We start from the raw sequence: 18,502 nt of genomic DNA on the forward strand, positions 1-18,502 counted from the left end.
ATGGAGAGAACATCAGTGAAACGTGACAAAAAAGGATCATCAGCAGAATTAAAAGTCGGACAGCAATTTCCGCTGACGATCAAGCGCCTCGGCATCAATGGCGAAGGCGTCGGCTACTTCAAGAAAAAAGTCGTCTTCGTCCCCGGCGCGCTGCCGGGAGAAGAAGTCGTCGTCGAGGCGACAAAGGTTCATCCGAAATTTTCCGAAGGGCGGGTCAAAAAGGTGCGCAAACGTTCAGAGCACCGCGTCAAGCCGCCCTGCATCATCTATGAGCAATGCGGGGGCTGCCAGCTCCAGCATCTGGCTTATGAAGAGCAGCTGAAAGGAAAACGGGACATCGTCATTCAATCGCTCGAACGGCACACCCGTTTTGACATCGGCAAAATGGACATCAGGCCGACGATCGGCATGGAAAACCCGTGGCACTATCGGAATAAAAGCCAGTTTCAGCTCGGGCTTTCGAAAAACGGAAAGATGGTGGCCGGGCTGTACGGCCTTGACTCGCACCGTCTTGTCCCGATTACGGAATGCATTGTTCAGCATCCGGCGACGAACAAAACGACGCAAACCGTCAAGCAGGTTCTTGAAGACTTCGGCATTTCCGTCTACAACGAACGGAAGCGCACGGGCGATGTCCGCACGATCGTGACGAGGGTCGGCTTCGAGACGGGGGAAGTGCAGGTTGTCCTTGTCACGTCAAAAGAAGACCTGCCGCGCAAGGAGCTCATTGCAGAAGAAATCAAGAAGCGTCTGCCTGAAGTGACATCTGTGATTCAAAACGTCAACAAAGCCAAAACATCGGTTGTCTTCGGCGATGATACAAGGCTCTTAGCCGGCAATATGGTCATTCAGGAATTTCTCGGAGAGGTTTCATTTGAGCTGAGCGCCCGCGCTTTTTTTCAGCTCAATCCGATCCAGACAGTCAAGCTGTATGACGAAGTGAAAAAAGCGGCAAAACTGACCGGGCGCGAAAAAGTCGTCGACGCATATTGCGGCGTCGGCACGATCGGAATGTGGATCGCCGACGGGGCAAAAGAAATCCGCGGCATGGACGTCATCAAAGAATCGATTGATGACGCAAACCAAAACGCCAAAAAGCACGGAATCGAAAATGCGCGCTATGTAACAGGAACGGCCGAGCACTGGCTGCCGAAATGGACAAAAGAAGGCTTCAGGCCCGACGTCGTCATCGTCGATCCGCCAAGAACAGGCTGTGACCGCACGTTCCTTGATACGATCAGGCAGGTTAAGCCGAAGCGGTTCGTTTATGTCTCATGCAATCCGTCAACACTTGCGAAAGATTTGCAGTACTTTGCGAAGGATTACCATGTAGAATACATTCAGCCTGTCGATATGTTTCCGCAGACGGCGCACGTCGAATCGGTCGTATCGCTGAAGCTGAAATAAAACGCCTTTTTAAAGGCGTTTTTTAGCGGAAACAAAAGGGGGATACATGATGAAAAGACTTTGCATCATCCCGTGCGGGGCGAAAAAAATCTGGGATGTTGATCCGGACATCGGCCCGTCCGCCGCAAAGGATGTCTATCTAAGCCCATTTCACCGGGCGTGCCGCGCATATGCGCAGACATTTTTTACGGATTGGGTGATTCTTTCAGCAAAACACGGTTTTTTAAAACCTGAAGATATCGTTCCTGAAAACTATGACGTCACATTTGGGATGCGCCACCCAGAGATTATGCCGGATGGCGGGCTGAAGGCTCAAGGTGAACGGAAAAACCTGATGGATTGCGATGAAATCGTCATGCTCGGCGGAAAAAAATACAGGCCTGTACTGAGGAACGTGTTTGGCAGCGGACAGCAGATCATATACCCGCTGGCGGGATATCGGGGAATCGGCTATATGCTGCAGGCGCTGAAGCGGGCTGTCGATGAAGGCCGGGAACTTGGTGAACATGAAAAAAATGAGTTTTTTTAAAATCGCTGGCAGGGCCCTCAAAATAAAGGACAGGGCATCATCCGAGAGACCGGAAGATGTTTGTTTGGCGATTGGGATATCGGGAGGCAAAATGAAATATTCATTTTTGTCTCTTTTTTTTATGTGATTTTTGTAACGAAAAGAAGGTCAGCGGTACTAATAAGTGAATGGAAAAATTAAAGAAACAGCGGAAGATTTAACACAGGAAGCATTTTATCAGGCTGTGAAAGGCTGGCTCCCACACATTTTTGGGAAAGCCGACAATCAAAACACGGGTGTTTGCGATTGCTAAAAAAACACTTTCGTTCAGGAGCGTCGAAAGCCGGGGCAAACACAATGATTCACCAAGTTAAGGCTGCTTGCTTATCTCCGGAAGAACACTTCCTGAAAACCGTGAAAGAGCGGCGGCTTCTCGAGGAAATCAACCGGCTTGATGAGAATTTACAGGAGATTGTCAGCCTCCGCATCTACGAAAATCGGCATGCTCACAGGCAAAACCGAAAACGATGCCATGGTGGGGGTTCACAGGGCGAAGGTCAAGCTTCAGCAAGAAATGGAGGGGTATGATGAAGGATAAGGAACGCAGTATATTCGAAGATTTGCTTCCTTTATACCATGAGGGGCTGTTAAGCAAAGAGACGGCTGAATGGATTGAGGAAGCGGCCGAAAACGATGAGGAGCTTCAAAAGCTTTTGAAGATGTCGGAAGACGAGCTTCCGAAGGAACATATCGAGTCGTCTGTTCATGAAGGGCAAATGTTTAAAAGAATCAATCGAAAGCTCTCCTTGTACCAGCTGATGTTTATGGCGATTTCATTTTTTCTCGCGATTCGCACATCCCTGTTAAATGAAAGCTTCGGCTTTATTTTGTGGTACGCCGTGCTTGGGTTTGCGGGGTATCTGTTTTTCCGGGATATGAAACTCGTAATGCTCCTCACCTATGCGCCGATTTTCGTTTGGGGGATGGGGGATATTCTGGCCGAATGGGACGCATCCGGCGGTACAGGGGTTGTGGAGCACCTGCTGTATGCCGTCTTTGGCGCTTTCGTGCTCGCTGTTATTCACTGTTTTTTCGCCGCGGTTGGGATGATGATCGGCTGGCTGTTCTTAAAGCTGAAGGAAAGATATGATGAAAAAGAAAGTCTTGTATAGCGTGTTGATTGTGCTGCTCGTTTCCTTTGTGCTTGCCGCTTACAACGCCTTCAACGGAAATCCCGTAAGCAAGAAGCTGTCTCAAACGGCGCTTGAGCATTATTTGACTGACCGCTATCCTGAAAAAGACTTGCGGATCGACAGCGGCATCTATAATTTCAAGTTCACGGAATATGTATTTGAAGTCACTGACACCGGTGATCCAAAGCGCAAAGATCCCTATCTGCTTACTTTGAGAGGGTTTGTTCAACCTGAAGTATACACGGACGGAATCTATGAAGAGAACCTCAATGAACCGCTGATGGAGCGGCTTGGAGAAGAAGCAGGAAAAGAAATCAAAGCGCTTTTATCAAAAAGCATAGACCAACTGAAAGACGTTGACGTGCATGTGGAAGTATTAAAAGGAAAGCTGAAAAATGACGCAAAATGGGAGAAAAGCATCCGCTTAGACAAGCCGATGCAGATTCATATTTTACTTGATGCCGAAAATGCCGGCCGAAAAGAAGTATACAATACGGCGCAAAAGATTCAGCGCCTGTTGAATGAAGAAGGGTACGACTACGAAAGCGTGACGATTAATGCCAACATTTTTGATGGGGAAGATATTAAAGACGAGGAGATCGGCTATCTTAAATACAGCACCTCCTTTGAAAAAAATACGGAAATCAAGCTGAAGGATGTTGAAGAGCTAAATGATTAACGATCCATCCTTCAGTTTGAAGGATGATATCATACATGCAAGCCGCCGCAGAAGGCGGCGGTTATCTGTTTAATATAAGTGTCTTTAGCGACTTTTTGAAAACGGCCGCCAGCCAATGCGCCAGACGAGAAGTATCCGTATAAAGATGACAGAAAAGCGAAGGCCTGTGAATCTGCATCTCCCTTTTTCATCAGGTTTTTGTCCTGCATCGTCCGAAAGTAGTCTGTTAAATAACAAAGGAGCTCCTCCATATGCTTTAACAGAGAACCGAAAAGATCAGTCATCCTTCCGCCGTCTTGAACAGCGATAAGGTAGAGCGGCTTGTTTTTTTCCATATGAAGCAAATACGATTCTGCAATCAATGTTAAGTCTTTCTCCAGGTTCCAAGTGATATCGTTTTCAAATACGCGCTGAAAGGCTGGTATATAAGAAAATTGTTGAACGGCCGCTTCCAAAAGTCCAAGCTTAGTTTTGAAGTGGCGGTAGACCGTCATCTCGCTGACGCCTGAATGAAGCGCGATATCCTTTATTGTCACCGACTTGAATCCGTATTTTTGCATTAAGTCTAAAGCAGCAGATATGATCCGTTCGTTCGTCTCTTGCAAAGGTGTTTACCCCCATTTTATGATAGTTAGTAGTAACTAACATCAGTCTAATCAGGCGCTCAATTGATGTCAACCTGTTTCAAAAAGGATAAAAAGGAGTTATGATCATGAAAAATATTCTAATCGTCAATTTTCCGGCGGAAGGTCATGTCAATCCTACATTAGGGATCACCAAAGCATTTGCTGACAGAGGCGACAATGTGCACTATCTTTCAACAGAAAAGTATAAAGACAGGCTGGAGGGCGTCGGAGCTACCGTTCATTTATACAAAGATCTGGTGAGAAACGCGCATATTGATCCGAATTCACCGTCCGGCCTTCTTGAATTTTTAAAAATTCATCTCAAAACCTCGCTGTATATTCTAGACATTGTAAAAGAGCTGTCCAAAAGCATTTCGTTCGATGTCGTGTATTATGACACATTCGGTGCGGGTGAATTGGTCAGGGATTATTTGAACATTCCGGGAATCGCTTCGTCGGCTTCATTTCTCTTCGGACAAGAACATATGAAGATTCTGCCGTTGCATCCGGATTCAGGCGCGGAGCTGCACTTGGACAAAGAATGTGAGGACCTGCTTACGGAACTGAAAGAAAAGTACGGCGTCTCGCCTAGGCATACAGGACAGTTTATGAGCAATCAGGCGGAGCTGACCGTTGTGTATACAAGCCGGTATTTTCAGCCTGACAGCGGCCGTTTTGGGGATGATGTGCTGTTTATCGGCCCGCGTTTTCCAAAGCGCCTGGACAAGACCGATTTTCCGGTAGAATCGTTGAAGAATGAGAAAGTCATTTATATTTCAATGGGAACCGTACTTGGCAAAACTGCGGATTTTTTCAATATGTGCATTGATGCTTTCCGTGATTTCGACGGCAAGGTTGTCATCGCCGCTGGCGAAAAATCGGACTACGCGGAAATTAAAGAAGTGCCGGAGCATTTTATCATCGCCCCGTATGTGCCGCAATTAGAGGTGCTTAAAGAGGCCGATGTGTTCATCACGCACGGCGGCATGAACAGCGTCAATGAAGGCATCCATTACCGTGTCCCGATGGTCGTGCTTCCGCATGATAAAGATCAGCCGATGATCGCCCAGCGCTTGAAAGAGCTGAATGCGGGATATCCTCTGTTTGCAGAAGAAGTGAATGCTGAAAGATTGAGAGATGCAGCAGAACAAGTGCTCACTGACGGAAAATATCAGGAAGGTATTCAAAAAATTGATGAAAGCTTCAGCAACTGCATGGACATTAAAGATGCATTGGCGCGTATTGATGAATATACGGCGCGGAAAAAAGCCGCTGCAGCCATAACAGAAAGCCGCTACTAAGCGGCTTTTTTTATGCATAAACACCGCAAAAAAGAAAAAAATAGAATGAATCATAGATCAGAAAGGATGTTGCATGATGCGCAAACTGTGCGTTTGCCTGCTTCTCGTCATTCCGCTGTCATGTACGGCTGTCATGCCCTCTGCCTACGGGGAAACACGCGTTTATCAAGAGTTGACGGACAAGCAGAAAAATGAACTGGCTTCTTTGCAAAAGGACATTATGGAAAAGAAAAAACAGCTGATCAATAAGTATGTGGAGTACGGAATACTTGATCAGGAAAGGGGAAAGGAAATCAAGTCTCATATTGAAAAGCGCTATGAAAAAGAGCGGGAAGACGGATTTTTGCCAAAGTGGAAGCACCATAAAGAAAAGTTTCGCCCGCATCACATTCATTAAACTGAAAAAGACGGCGCCTCATTTTCTTCGTGACAAAAGTGTAAAGACAGGTGTAAACTAATACTCATGTAAACTGCTAAGAGAGTAAAAGAGGTGTTGTGAGTATGAAGAACCGTCCTGTTTCAGAGCGCAGACTGCTTGGCATCGCAGGCCTCGGCTGGCTTTTTGATGCCATGGACGTTGGTATATTATCGTTTATTATCGCCGCTTTGCACGCGGAATGGAAGTTGACGCCGCAGGAAATGAGCTGGATCGGCAGCGTCAACTCAATCGGCATGGCTGTCGGGGCATTTGTCTTTGGCCTTTTGGCTGACCGCGTCGGAAGAAAATATGTTTTTATTATTACGCTGCTGTTTTTCTCGATCGGCAGCGGGTTGTCCGCTTTAACGACGACATTGTGGGCATTTTTAGTGCTGCGCTTTTTCGTCGGAATGGGGCTCGGGGGAGAGCTTCCAGTCGCATCTACGCTCGTATCTGAAACCGTTGCGCCTGATCGGAGGGGAAGAGTCGTCGTCCTGCTCGAAAGTTTCTGGGCATTCGGCTGGCTGGCTGCAGCGCTCATTTCGTATTTTATTATTCCGGCCTACGGCTGGCAGATTGCTTTATTGATAACTGCGATACCGGCTTTTTACGCCTTATATTTGCGGATTGCCCTGCCGGATTCTCCGAAATATGAGAAGCTTGCGCAGGAAAGGAAGCCGACCATCATGGAAAATGTGAAAAGCGTCTGGTCCCGCAAATATGCCCGGCCTACGGCCATGCTGTGGATCGTCTGGTTTTGCGTCGTCTTTTCCTACTATGGCATGTTTCTTTGGCTGCCGAGCGTCATGGTGATGAAAGGATTCAGCATGATCAAGAGCTTTGAGTACGTCCTGATTATGACGCTGGCTCAGCTGCCCGGCTATTTCTCCGCGGCATGGCTGATTGAAAAAGCCGGTCGGAAAATGGTGCTTACCGTCTACTTGCTGGGGACGGCTGTCAGCGCCTACTTCTTCGGATCGGCTGAATCGCTGGCGCTTTTGCTTGTGTCAGGCATGTTTTTATCATTTTTCAACCTTGGTGCGTGGGGTGCGCTTTACGCTTATACCCCGGAACAATACCCGACGTCAATCAGGGGGACCGGCGCAGGAATGGCAGCCGGCTTTGGCCGAATCGGCGGCATCCTGGGCCCGCTTCTTGTCGGCTATCTCGTCGCCCGGGGAACAGAGATTTCAATGATCTTTTTCATCTTCTGCATCGCCGTTGTTGCGGCCGTCGCAGCCATCATCTTTTTGGGGACCGAGACGAAGCAGAAAGAGCTTGCCTAATGTCTGAATTCTGCGTCATAATAGACGGACGCGAAAATTTGGAAAGAGTTGATTGAATTGAAAAAGAAAGCCATTATGAAAACATTGAGATTGACAGTATGGGTTTAGAAGGGGGAAGAACGGCCCGGCTGCAAGGAACGCGCAATTGCCACCTGAATACGTAGAGAAGGCGCTTGTAGCGCCTTCTCTTTTTTATATATGCAGGATATATAGGTGGTTTGCACTATTGATGTCCATGGCCGAAGAGAATAGAATCATATTAAGAACCAATATCGCCGGGATTGTTACTGGTAAGGCAGGCAAGACCTAAAATGTGCTAAAGGAACCGCAGCCCTTAGTGTGCTTTTTTGCGCCTATCGGCTGATGCTTTCGCATGTTTTAGGTCTTTTTTTGTTTCTTTCGCCAGGGGGCTTTAGACGTAATGACACATTTTTCATTTTGATCGTCTTCTGTTGATTTGATAGGATAGAAAAATTGGAGGAGGTAGGTGCGGGTGCAGCATAAAGAGATTGCAAGAGAACTCTTGCCCCTCATTGGAGGCGCGGAGAATATCATCAGCATCAGCCATTGTACGACAAGGCTGCGCTTCAATGTCAGGGATGAAGAAAAAATCGATATAGCTGCTATTGAAAAGATGGAGTCTGTGCAGGGGACTTTTTTCAGATACGGTTTGTTCCAGATCATTTTCGGTACAGGTGTGGTCAATAAAATTTATAAGGAAATGATCCAATACAGCGATCCGGCTCCTTTTGAAGAAGCCCGTCGGGAGGCGCGGCCGAACATGAACGTATTGACGCGATTTGCCAAAAGGCTGTCAGACATCTTTGTGCCGATCATTCCTGCAATCGTTGCGAGCGGATTGCTCATGGGTCTCATTAGTGTGCTTAAAGAATTCAGCCTCGGCGCTTATGGCGGCCCGCTGATGAAAATGCTCGACATTTTTTCAAGCTCAGCGTTTGTCATTTTGCCTGTGCTGATCGGGTTCAGTGCGGCTAAACAGTTTGGAGCCAATCCATTTTTAGGCGCCGTCATCGGCGGTATTTTGACCCATCCTGATTTGCTCGATCCTTCAATGCTCGGCAGCCAAAAGCCGGAATCCATCGAAGTATTCGGCCTTGAAGTCCCTTTGATCGGATACCAGGGGACAGTCATTCCGATTCTCTTATCCGTCTACATGATGAGCAAAATCGAAAAATTCTTGAAAAGAATCGTCCCCAGTTCTTTAGATTTGATCGTTGCCCCGTTTATTACAGTCATGGCTTCCGGGTTTGCCGCGCTGTTTATCATGGGCCCGCTCTCACTGATGATCGCCCATTTCATAAGCGACTGTCTCGGGTTTGTTTATCATTTTGCGGGGGCGTGCGCCGGATTTTTATTTGGCGGGCTTTACGCCTTACTCGTTTTGAGCGGCCTTCACCACAGTTTTTATGTGATTGAAGCGTCGCTGCTCGCAGATCCCGAATACGGGGTCAATTTTCTGCTTCCAATATGGTCGATGGCCAATGTCGCGCAGGGAGGAGCGGGACTCGCCGTATTTTTGAAAACAAAGAATGCCGGCATCAGAAAGATTGCGATTCCGGCTTCTCTCACGGCCTTTTTGGGAATCGTCGAACCGGTCATGTTTGGCGTCAACCTGAAACTCGTCAGGCCGTTTATCGGCGCATCGATCGGAGGCGCACTCGGAGGTGCATACGCCGTCTTCACACACGTGGCGGCAAATTCTTACGGATTGTCCGGCATCCCGATGATTTCAATTATTCTCCCTCTTGGCACCGCCAATCTCATTCATTATTTAATCGCTTTTGCGATTGCGGTGATTTCAGCATTCATTGCGACTTTGTGTCTTGGCTTTAAAGATGAAAAAGAATAATTCCGTTTTCATTCATTAAAACAGGATGAAAGGAAGGCAGCTATGAAAGTAAAAAAAATCTTAAACAACAATGCGCTCGTCGTAAAGGATCGCGGCGAGGAAAAGATCGTATTAGGGTCCGGAATCGCATTTCAAAAAAAGAAGAATGATATTGTCGACAGATCTAAAATTGAAAAAATATTCGTGATGAAAGATTCATCAGAATACCGCCAATTCGAGGAGATCTTAAAAACATTGCCGGAAGATCATATTCAGGTGGCGGAGGATATTATTTCTTATGCGGAAAAAGAGCTCGGGATCAAAATCAATGAGCGAATCCATGTCGCCTTTTCAGATCATTTATCCTTCGCGATAGAACGGTTAAGCAAGGGAATGGTCATTAAAAATCCGCTGCTTCAAGAAGTCAAAGTCCTCTACACGAAAGAATTTCAAATCGGCCGCTGGGCAAAGGCTCTCATTAAAGAAAAGCTGAAGATCGATATCCCCGAGGATGAAGTCGCCAATATTGCGCTGCATATCCACACAGCCAAAACAAACGCGGGAGATATGACAAAAACGCTCGATCTCACAACGATGATCAAGGATATTATCGAGATCATCGAAAACAAACTCAACATTAAAATAAAGGATGAGACGATTTCGTATGAGCGGCTTGTCAACCATCTCCGTTTCGCCATTCAGCATATCGAGTCGGGAGAGACATTTTACGAAATGGATGGTGAGATGATCAGCCTCATTAAAAAGAAGTTTGGACAAGCGTTTATGTGCGCAGAAGAAATCGGGGCATTTGTGAAGCGGGAGTATGGCTTTGAATTTCCGGAAAAAGAGCTGTGCTACATTACCATGCATATTCAGAGATTTTATCAGCGGTCTGCTGTCGTGTAAAGATGCCTGCGTTTAAGACAAAACGGAGCCCTGTTAACGGGCTCCGTTTTTGTTTAAAGCTTCAACTTCCGTTAAAACCGATTTATCGATTAGAAATCCTTTCACTTTGACGTGCAAAGGGATTAACGGGTGCCTGCGGATGGCGGCGACGCTTTTTTGTACACCTTCGGCCACGTTTTCGCTCGGTGACAGCCATTCATCAATGCTGCCTTGCGTAAATTCCGGACTGCAGTTTTGGAAAAGGTACTCTAAAGTTTGCATTCTATCTTTTAAATCTTTGTCTCTATTTAAAAGGTCAGAAATATCTTCATCTGCCGATGGTTCGTATTTGTCGCGGACAATCCAGATTTCTTCCGCTTTGTTCCGGTGGACAAGGGTGATGATATCCCTCATGAAATCACCGTAGGGCTGTGAAATATCAGGGAAGACGCTTTTTAAAACGAGGGCGTCCTCCGGCTGAATATTTGCTGCCCGGCAGATGGTCTGTTCAAGCTGTTTCTCCATTCCGATAATCATGAGTATTTTTTTGTTTTCTTCCATGACATTTCACCTCATTCATTTATCGTGTTTGTCCAGTTCTTCCATTTTCCCTCCGGATTAATAGATGCCAGATGAATCCATCCGTTCTCCGCCTTTTGCCGGAAGCTGTGATCGCGGTCAAGGAGCCGTTCGATATCATCATCCGGCGCTTCAATCACGATCAGCAGCCTGAGAGGCGCATGATAGATTTCGTCATCTGACCGCATGACGGACTGCCATGGGAGACCGGCCAAAAGATCGCTTGCATTTCCTTGCATAACGCCGAGACCGGCAGTGACGGTTTGAGTTGCTTTATTTCCGCTTCCATAATAATGCGGTGCAACGGTTGACGCGTAATACTGCAGATTGATCCATTGGGCCACTGTTCCAGGCCCTGAAATGATGCCGCTAAGGATGGAGCCGTCCTCGTCATTCCGCCAGTCATAGCTGTGCAGAAAAGCCCTTCCCTCAAGGTCGGCCCCCCGTGTAAGCCGGCGTGTGCCGATGATGAATGAGGCATTTCGGGCCAGCCCCCATTCGGGACGGATTTCGCTCCAATCTTCGGCGAAGCGCTCAACTTCATTCCGCGGATTTTGATAGCCGAGCTGCGGCAGCTCTTCTAAGCGTTCGGCTCCGACAGTACGGCTCACATCGGGAAGCACAGAGTTGATGCGGTCAAACGCTTGTTGAGCTTTAGCCGGCAGCTCAGGTACATAGAGCCAGTGCAGTTCATCCAAAGTTGTAATGTGCTCTGCGGCAGCGAATACCGTATCATCCGGAATAAAAATGCCGTCGGAGCGAAGCCTCTGTCTGACGCTTGGAAGATTGCATAAAGCGGCTAGGACGCGTGCGTTGAAAGCGCCTGAGGCGCCCCCGCAGGCGCCGCAGTCCAGTGCAGAGGCATAAGGGTTATTCGTGCTTCTGCTGCCGTGCCCGCAAATGACAACCAGCGGAGCGAACCGGTCTGTGATGCCCATCATCTTCAATGCCTGTCTGGCATAAGCGGCTTTTTCTTCTTCCGTAAATCCGACTGGAATGCCGGCTTCAGATGTTTCCATGCGATCAAGCGAGAGCTTTGTCTGAGGCTTCTTCAGCCATGTTTTCCGCGCATTTCTGAATGCTTGCCCGGCTGCGCGGGGGACAAGGCTGCGCGCGGCCATTTGCAGGCTCAGCCAAGGCCCGCTCACTTCGGGAAGCAGCATGCCCGCCAATAGATTCTGTTTCATCGTTTTAAAGGCGGAGCTCAGTGAGGCTGCCGCTTTTTTATGTTCTTGATACGACTTAAAGGGTAATTCTTCGGCCGTTTCTTCTACTCGATGCTGCGGTTTTAGGATGACCGGCAGAGAGCTGTGGCTGTGTTTAGTGCCTAGTTCGCACGTTTCGATTGCCATATTGAAAAAGCCCGCTGTTCCATATGTTTCAAAAGGGCCTGACTTTTCCAATGCCCTGCGGAACGGCTCTGAACGGACGTCAATACAAAATGCGAATTGGGCCAGCACCGTTTCGCTTTTGTCAGCAGCGGCAGGTTTGTTTGCCGTGATGAGCTTCCTTACCTCAGCGGCGTATGTTTGTTCCCAAGCTTCCAGCCAGAGACGCCTGCGCGTTATATCATCAAAGCGGCGGGCGAGTGTTAATCTCGCTTTTTGCTCTGCTGCGGAAAGTTCGAGCCATTCTTCAGGCGTAAGGCCGCCCCAATGCAGCCAGGACGCAATCAAAGGAACGAGCTGCATCTCTTTTTCAGGATTCGGCTTAGGCATCGGTAAATAAGGCTCAATAAGCATCCATTCCATTGAAAGCCGGACAGCCAAATACTCGAGCAGCAGTTCTTCTTCGTCCTGCGATTGCTGAGAACGCCAAAGCATCATCCCGGCCCATCCCGGCAGAGAAAGCAGATGAGCTTCAAGGTATGCCTGAACGTCTGCATTGGAAATATCAAACGCTCGGAGCGCTTTTTTCATAGCGTCCCGCGGCTCTTCCGGCCATCCATTCAGGCGTTGGCGTTCTGCGCGCGACAGAGCGGGATCATGTTCAACAAGCTGCCGCCATGCGCTGTAAAACCCTTTCTCACGATGCGGAAGCCGCCATGCCGATTGTGATTCATCAAGGAACAGCTTGCACCATTTAATCACATGATGGTCAAGGAGGTGAGCACTTTTCTGTCCGGCAAAAACGCTGAGCGGTTTGATAAAGCTTGTTTTTCGGCCATCGATTGTCCCGCGGGCCGCTTGTTTGGCAAGCTTTTTCACTTGCCGGGATCTCAAGAGCTGTCCAGGTATTTCGTCCAGCTTGAGGGCGGCTTTGCAAAATGCCTCCGCTGTTTCCCTCTGCATGCCGGGCTGATGTGAATCGAGCCAATTGATCAGCTTTTTTTCAAGAATCGTCTCAACGATTTCTCCCCGTTGTTTTGCGGAACGGAAAATGGAGGACTTTGGGTAGATATCAACATGAAGCTGCTGTTTAAGCTGCCGGGCCGTCTGTTCAAATGTTTGTTCTTCAAGGCCCATCCACGGATGACGAGCGGCAAAGGTTTCAATCGGCCAAAGCGGCGCGATGACCCGTGCTGCTGATTGAACCAACTCATCCATATTAAAGTCCGCAGTCTGATGTTCATATTGGAATATCAATTGTTTAGACAATGTGGGTGCTGCTTTCATGATTGGCGACCTCCCTGAGTAAGATATTGGTCAAGATAATTCGGCCGTTCTTCGACCGATTCGAAATGGGGTTCACCCGTTTTCACAAGACGTAAATAAAGTGCGCCGGACCATGCAAAGCGCTGCCGAACGATCAACGCGCCGGCCGCACTGCCGGCTAACAAAACGACTGCCGTCAAAACGGCCGCCATTGCAGGCGGCTCAGCCCCCTGTACAACAGCATCCTTCAGGAGCCCGTGTAAAACGGAATGAATGATGGCAAACGCGAGTGAAGCCCCTGTTAAAATGAAAAGTCCGGCAATTCGTGTGACGCGTCCGTAATTGGCTGTGACAAGCTGCCTCCAAGCAATGAACAGTGCCCAGCCTAAAACAAGGGCGCTGATCAATTGATAGCCATCGTCCGCAGCTGAGGCCCAGATTCCGATGACGAGAGCAAGAGCAAAGACGCCGCCTATCATGTTCCAAAAAAGAGCCGGTCTGCCCGGTTTAGATGCGAACGATTCATAACGGCGCACCGCTGATCCGGCTTGCAGGAAAAGGGCGGCTTTGAACAGGCCGTGCAAAATGAGGTGAATAACAGCCGCAATATAGGCCCCTAATGCGCATTGGACGAGCATAAAACCCATCTGCGCGACCGTTGAAGCTGCGAGCTGCCGCTTGTAGTCCGTTTGGACGATCATCATGCCCGTTCCGAGCAAGACGGAAAGGACGGCGGGTACAAGCAGAATAAGCTGCAGTACATCACCGCTGAACATCGGTGCAAAACGAGTCAGCATGACGCCGCCTACATTTACAAGTCCGGCGTGCATGACTGCGGAAACGGGAGTCGGAGCGATTGCTGAATCGAGCAGCCAACGATGAAACGGCCACTGTGCCGCAGGAATCATCACCGTTAAAATGACGAGGAGGCCGATTCCGGTTTTCTCCCATGAGCTGAGCTGTACAAGGCTTTCTTCCGCTATGGCGGATGATAATCGCCAGTGTCCCGTCGAAAGAGACAGCCAAAGAGCGGCAGCTGCTATCGCCAGCCAGCTGAGCGCAAAGATCCGGCCCGCATACAAAGCGGCATTTTTCGCCGCCTGCCACGCGCTGTTTAAGCCGATTAGCGCAGTCAAGCCGAGCAGCGTGATCCCCCAGCATAAAAGGAGCCAGCGAAGATCATCGTTCAGCCAGGCGCATGAAGCTCCTCCTGTCGTAAGCGTCAGCAGCACAAAAAATTTACGGTAGGAGCGGTCGCCGAATAAATACCGGACAGAGTAGCGCTGGACGATGAAGCCGATAGTCAAGACAAACAAGGCGATCAGCCAAGCAAGCGAATCCAAGCGCCAAGAAGCTTCAGCCTGCCCGGGATTTGCCGTTATCAATGCTGCCAGCGCGGCAAGCGGAGGCAGGGCGATGATTTTGGCATGAATCCGTACATATGCCAATGGAACCTTTCGATTCAGGACGAGCAGTGCGCTGAACATACAAAGCGCAAGCGACGCGAAAAATATTTTCAGCCAAAATAAAGAATCTAGCATATCAAACATCCGGCATCCCTCCGTCGGGATGATGGAATAGAACATACTGTTTCATATCTTGCCTTCCTTTCTGAAAACGTAAAAAAAGCCGGTATATTCAGGACTGGCCTATTTCAGCCAATCTTTCTGAATGATACCGGCTTATCTTTAACTCATGTTCATGCTTTAAAGATCTTCCGTTTTTCTATGACAATTTTTTTTGCAGGTCGTTTGCCAATTTAAACACCATAATCCGTTCGCCTGTGCGCGTGCTGATATCCGTATGAAAGCTGATCGTCTCTTCACCGGTCAGCTTCTTCATCATGCGGCTCAGCTGCTCTATACCCGATTCCACCAAACCGGAGCGGGTTCTTTTAATTGACAGCAGGCCTTCTTTTGTACTGCAAAGTTCGTATTCGGCGGGCGTCAAAATACCGTTCAGGGAAACGATGACCATATTTCTTATAATATCTGTTTTAACAGATACGGATCCGCGTCCCAAATAGTCTTTTTCCCATTGGGTTAAGGCTTTGCTTATCTCCGCCTCCAAAGACCCCTTCGTCACTTTCTGTTTTTCCAATGCTATATCCTCCTGAAAAACGGTATATTTCTTTTCCTTATACAAGAGAATAGGGAAAATGAAATATACCGTCCTATCAAAATGTTAATGTCATGCATGGTAAAGGTTGCTTTTTCATGCGACCATAATGGGATTATAGCCGAATGCTAAAGCTCTTTTGCATGAGATTACGATTATTGATTTTACGGAATTACTTTTTAAATATCATATCTTTTAAGATTTATGATGTCAATACCGTTCTTTTATTGGATAAAAAAGAGGAATGCCGTCTTAGCAGACGAGCATTCCCTTGGCGACTGCACCGGCTTTTTCCTTGCCGTTCAGCAGTTCGGCAAGCTTGAGGGCAAACGGGATCGTGGTCGCCGGCCCTCTGGAAGTAATGATATTTCCATCAACGACGACGTTTTCATGTGCGGTGACATCCGCCCCTGTTAAATGTTCTTCAACTCCCGGATAGCAGGTCGCTTTTTTTCCGCTGACAAGCCCCGTTTTTCCGAGCGTCATCGTTGCCGCACAAATGGCGGCAACATATTTTCCTGCATTTGCCGCTTCTGTCAGCGTCTTATGCAGAGCTTGATGCTCCAGCATTTTTTTGCTGCCTACATTTCCGCCCGGAAGAATCAGCATATCCGCTTCTTGCCAATCAGCATCGTCAAACATGACGTCTGCCTCGACGACAATGTCATGTCCGCCTTTCACGCTGCGCGATGGATCAAGCGAGACGGTGACGGTCTCAACTTCTGCCCTTCGTAAAACATCAATTGTTGCTATCGCTTCAATTTCTTCGAATCCGTCGATTAAAAAAACATACGCTTTCTTCATGAAAAAACCTCCTTCGTCTCTACCGTTCATTCTAACCGCGGCAACGACATTTCCGCAACTGACGAAGTAGACAAATTGAGACACCTGTCTCGTTTTGTCTCTTGTTCTGAAAGGATGTCCGCCTGAAAAGCGGCTTATGTTCGCTTCGGAGAGCTGGCACGATTTTTGCATCATAACGTGTGAGTAAAAAAGACAGGAGGTTTTTTCATATGGAAGAGGCACTGACAAAGGAAAAAGCAGTGTGGATGTATCAAAAAATGCTGGAAATCCGCTATTTCGAAGATCAGGTTCATCAGCTGTTTGCTAAAGGAATACTGCCGGGTTTTGTCCATCTTTACGCCGGAGAAGAAGCGGTCGCTGCGGGCGTCTGCGCTCATCTGAATGATGAAGACACCATCACGAGCACACATCGCGGCCATGGGCACTGCATTGCAAAAGGGTGCGACTTGAAAGGCATGATGTCCGAGATATACGGAAAATCTGCAGGACTTTGTAAAGGAAAAGGCGGATCGATGCATATTGCAGACTTTGACAAAGGGATGCTAGGCGCAAACGGAATCGTCGGCGGGGGATTTCCTTTGGCCTGCGGAGCAGCTCTCACTGCAAAGTATAAAAAGACTAAAAATGTAAGCGTTTGCTTTTTTGGCGACGGCGCCAACAACCAGGGGACATTTCACGAAGGGATCAACCTTGCCGCCATCTGGAAGCTCCCTGTCATATTTGTCGCCGAAAACAACGGGTATGGCGAAGCGACTCCGTTTTCCTATGCGTCAAGCTGCGAGTCGATCGCAGATCGTGCGGCCGCTTATGGGATTCCGGGCGTTCGCGTTGATGGAAAAGATGCGGCCGCGGTCTTCCAGGCTGCGGGCCGGGCGATAGAGCGTGCCAAAAACGGAGAAGGACCGACGCTCATTGAGTGTATGACATACCGGAACTACGGCCATTTTGAAGGAGATGCCCAGCGCTACAAAACAAATGAAGAAAAAGCGGTGCATCAGGAAGAAAAAGATGCCATTGCCGTGTTCAAAAGCGAACTGCTGGCAAAAGGGCTGATGAGTGAAGAAGAGCAGTCGCGGATTGAAAAAGAAGTTGAAGAAGCGGTCGAGGAAGCGGTCGCATTCAGCGAAAAAAGCGCTTATCCGGAAGAAACCGAACTGCTGACGGATGTATATGTATCCTATTAATTCATGAAGGGGGAAGGAAACATGACGAGGGAAATCAGCATGTCAGCCGCATTGAATGAAGCGATCAAACTTGCGATGAGAAGGGACGATCACGTCATTTTAATGGGGGAAGATGTCGCAGGAGGAGCGAATGTCGATCATCTGCAGGATGATGAAGCATGGGGCGGTGTGCTCGGCGTCACGAAAGGGATTGTTCAGGAATTTGGACGGGAGCGCGTCCTTGATACGCCGATCAGTGAAGCGGGGTACATCGGCGCAGCCATGGCTGCTGCTTCAACCGGTTTAAGGCCGATCGCGGAATTGATGTTTAACGATTTTATCGGAACATGTTTGGACCAGGTGCTGAACCAGGGAGCGAAATTCCGCTACATGTTTGGCGGCAAAGCGGAAGTTCCGATTACGATCCGGACGACCCACGGCGCCGGCTTTAGGGCGGCCGCCCAGCATTCGCAAAGCTTGTATGCCCTATTTACAAGCATTCCCGGACTGAAAGTGATTGTGCCGTCGACCCCGTACGACGCAAAAGGATTATTGCTCGCTGCGATTGAAGATCAGGACCCGGTTATCTTTTTTGAAGACAAAACGCTGTACAACATGACAGGCGATGTGCCGGAAGAATATTACACGCTTCCAATCGGAAAAGCAGATATCAAGCGGAAAGGCGCCGATGTAACGATTGTTGCGATCGGCAAACAGGTTCATACGGCGCTTCAAGCGGCGGAACAGCTCTCAGCGCGGGGAATCGAAGCCGAAATCCTTGATCCGCGAAGCCTTTCGCCGCTTGATGAAGAGGCCGTCCTTGCATCCGTAGAAAAAACAAACAGGCTTGTGATCGTCGATGAGGCCAATCCGAGATGCAGCATCGCCGCGGATATCGCATCATTGGCGGCAGATAAAGGATTTGATTCGCTTGACGCACCGGTTAAAAAGGTGACGGCTCCGCATACGCCGGTGCCATTTTCACCGCCTCTTGAAGACCTGTATTTGCCGACGCCGGAAAAAGTCGTGAACACCGTGCTTGAGATGCTCGGAGAAACATCAACACATACGGTGTAAAGATTGGAAAGGAGA

The 18,502-nt window shown here is 48.5% G+C and carries 18 protein-coding genes; 12 read left to right on the plus strand and 6 right to left on the minus strand.

Going from position 1 to position 18,502, the window contains the following annotated elements; all coding sequences use genetic code 11:
- The 5 genes from rlmD to H7F26_RS10620 all read left to right on the plus strand — a co-directional run bounded on the left by rlmD (position 1) and on the right by H7F26_RS10620 (position 3,787).
- A complete protein-coding gene (gene rlmD / locus H7F26_RS10600; RefSeq protein ID WP_017474111.1) occupies positions 1-1,407 on the plus strand; it encodes a 23S rRNA (uracil(1939)-C(5))-methyltransferase RlmD in 1,407 nt (468 codons plus the stop codon).
- A gap of 49 nt (positions 1,408-1,456) precedes the next feature.
- Positions 1,457-1,936 carry a DUF6884 domain-containing protein gene (locus H7F26_RS10605; RefSeq protein ID WP_011197658.1) on the plus strand — a complete coding sequence of 160 codons (480 nt, stop codon included), beginning with the start codon at positions 1,457-1,459 and terminating at the stop codon, positions 1,934-1,936.
- Between the two features lie 430 nt (positions 1,937-2,366).
- The gene (locus H7F26_RS10610) at positions 2,367-2,513 is read left to right on the plus strand and encodes a hypothetical protein (protein WP_173400516.1); all 147 of its coding nucleotides are present in this window, start codon (positions 2,367-2,369) and stop codon (positions 2,511-2,513) included.
- A complete protein-coding gene (locus H7F26_RS10615; protein WP_017474112.1) occupies positions 2,503-3,087 on the plus strand; it encodes a hypothetical protein in 585 nt (194 codons plus the stop codon). Before H7F26_RS10610 ends, H7F26_RS10615 begins: the two co-directional genes overlap by 11 nt.
- Positions 3,062-3,787, plus strand: coding sequence for a YfjL-like protein (locus tag H7F26_RS10620; protein ID WP_026080786.1), 726 nt, complete (start codon positions 3,062-3,064; stop codon positions 3,785-3,787). Before H7F26_RS10615 ends, H7F26_RS10620 begins: the two co-directional genes overlap by 26 nt.
- A 29-nt stretch (positions 3,788-3,816) precedes the next feature.
- Here the strand turns inward: H7F26_RS10620 and H7F26_RS10625 are convergent, their stop codons facing one another.
- Positions 3,817-4,392 carry a TetR/AcrR family transcriptional regulator gene (locus H7F26_RS10625; RefSeq protein WP_003179830.1) on the minus strand — a complete coding sequence of 192 codons (576 nt, stop codon included), beginning with the start codon at positions 4,390-4,392 and terminating at the stop codon, positions 3,817-3,819.
- A 107-nt stretch (positions 4,393-4,499) separates the two neighbouring features.
- On the opposite strand from H7F26_RS10625, the gene H7F26_RS10630 reads away from it, so the two are divergent.
- The 5 genes from H7F26_RS10630 (at position 4,500) to H7F26_RS10650 (ending at position 10,173) form a co-directional block, all read left to right on the plus strand.
- The gene (locus H7F26_RS10630; protein ID WP_026080787.1) at positions 4,500-5,714 is read left to right on the plus strand and encodes a macrolide family glycosyltransferase; all 1,215 of its coding nucleotides are present in this window, start codon (positions 4,500-4,502) and stop codon (positions 5,712-5,714) included.
- A gap of 76 nt (positions 5,715-5,790) precedes the next feature.
- Positions 5,791-6,111 (plus strand): YckD family protein, encoded by a 321-nt coding sequence (locus H7F26_RS10635; RefSeq protein ID WP_011197663.1) that lies wholly within the window; start codon positions 5,791-5,793, stop codon positions 6,109-6,111.
- A gap of 104 nt (positions 6,112-6,215) precedes the next feature.
- A complete protein-coding gene (locus H7F26_RS10640) occupies positions 6,216-7,418 on the plus strand; it encodes an MFS transporter (protein ID WP_003179838.1) in 1,203 nt (400 codons plus the stop codon).
- 493 nt (positions 7,419-7,911) lie between these two features.
- Positions 7,912-9,288, plus strand: coding sequence for a sucrose-specific PTS transporter subunit IIBC (locus tag H7F26_RS10645; RefSeq protein WP_003179839.1), 1,377 nt, complete (start codon positions 7,912-7,914; stop codon positions 9,286-9,288).
- A 42-nt stretch (positions 9,289-9,330) separates the two neighbouring features.
- The gene (locus H7F26_RS10650; RefSeq protein WP_003179841.1) at positions 9,331-10,173 is read left to right on the plus strand and encodes a PRD domain-containing protein; all 843 of its coding nucleotides are present in this window, start codon (positions 9,331-9,333) and stop codon (positions 10,171-10,173) included.
- 33 nt (positions 10,174-10,206) lie between these two features.
- On the opposite strand, the gene H7F26_RS10655 is transcribed toward H7F26_RS10650, so the two are convergent.
- From H7F26_RS10655 to H7F26_RS10675, 5 genes are all read right to left on the minus strand, one after another.
- A complete protein-coding gene (locus H7F26_RS10655; RefSeq protein ID WP_003179842.1) occupies positions 10,207-10,713 on the minus strand; it encodes a carbonic anhydrase in 507 nt (168 codons plus the stop codon).
- 11 nt (positions 10,714-10,724) lie between these two features.
- Positions 10,725-13,346, minus strand: a complete 2,622-nt coding sequence (locus tag H7F26_RS10660) for a DUF2309 domain-containing protein (RefSeq protein ID WP_003179844.1) — start codon at positions 13,344-13,346, stop codon at positions 10,725-10,727.
- Complete coding sequence (locus tag H7F26_RS10665) at positions 13,343-14,875, minus strand: NADH dehydrogenase subunit 5 (protein WP_003179847.1); 1,533 nt, start codon at positions 14,873-14,875, stop codon at positions 13,343-13,345. The genes H7F26_RS10660 and H7F26_RS10665 overlap by 4 nt, the downstream gene beginning before the upstream one ends.
- Before the next feature lie 175 nt (positions 14,876-15,050).
- Positions 15,051-15,425: a Na-translocating system protein MpsC family protein gene (locus H7F26_RS10670; protein WP_009329034.1), complete on the minus strand. Its 375-nt coding sequence runs from the start codon at positions 15,423-15,425 to the stop codon at positions 15,051-15,053.
- A gap of 270 nt (positions 15,426-15,695) precedes the next feature.
- Positions 15,696-16,247: a DJ-1 family glyoxalase III gene (locus tag H7F26_RS10675; RefSeq protein ID WP_003179852.1), complete on the minus strand. Its 552-nt coding sequence runs from the start codon at positions 16,245-16,247 to the stop codon at positions 15,696-15,698.
- A gap of 209 nt (positions 16,248-16,456) precedes the next feature.
- Here H7F26_RS10675 and H7F26_RS10680 point away from each other — a divergent pair, with 209 nt between their 5' ends.
- Positions 16,457-17,431, plus strand: a complete 975-nt coding sequence (locus H7F26_RS10680) for a thiamine pyrophosphate-dependent dehydrogenase E1 component subunit alpha (protein WP_061565929.1) — start codon at positions 16,457-16,459, stop codon at positions 17,429-17,431.
- A gap of 21 nt (positions 17,432-17,452) precedes the next feature.
- Entirely contained in the window at positions 17,453-18,487 is a 1,035-nt protein-coding gene (locus H7F26_RS10685; RefSeq protein ID WP_003179856.1) for an alpha-ketoacid dehydrogenase subunit beta, read from the plus strand.
- Positions 18,488-18,502: the final 15 nt, after the last annotated feature.

The organism is Bacillus sp. PAMC28748, from assembly GCF_014250415.1.
In the GTDB taxonomy this organism is placed as follows: Bacteria; Bacillota; Bacilli; order Bacillales; family Bacillaceae; genus Bacillus; species Bacillus licheniformis.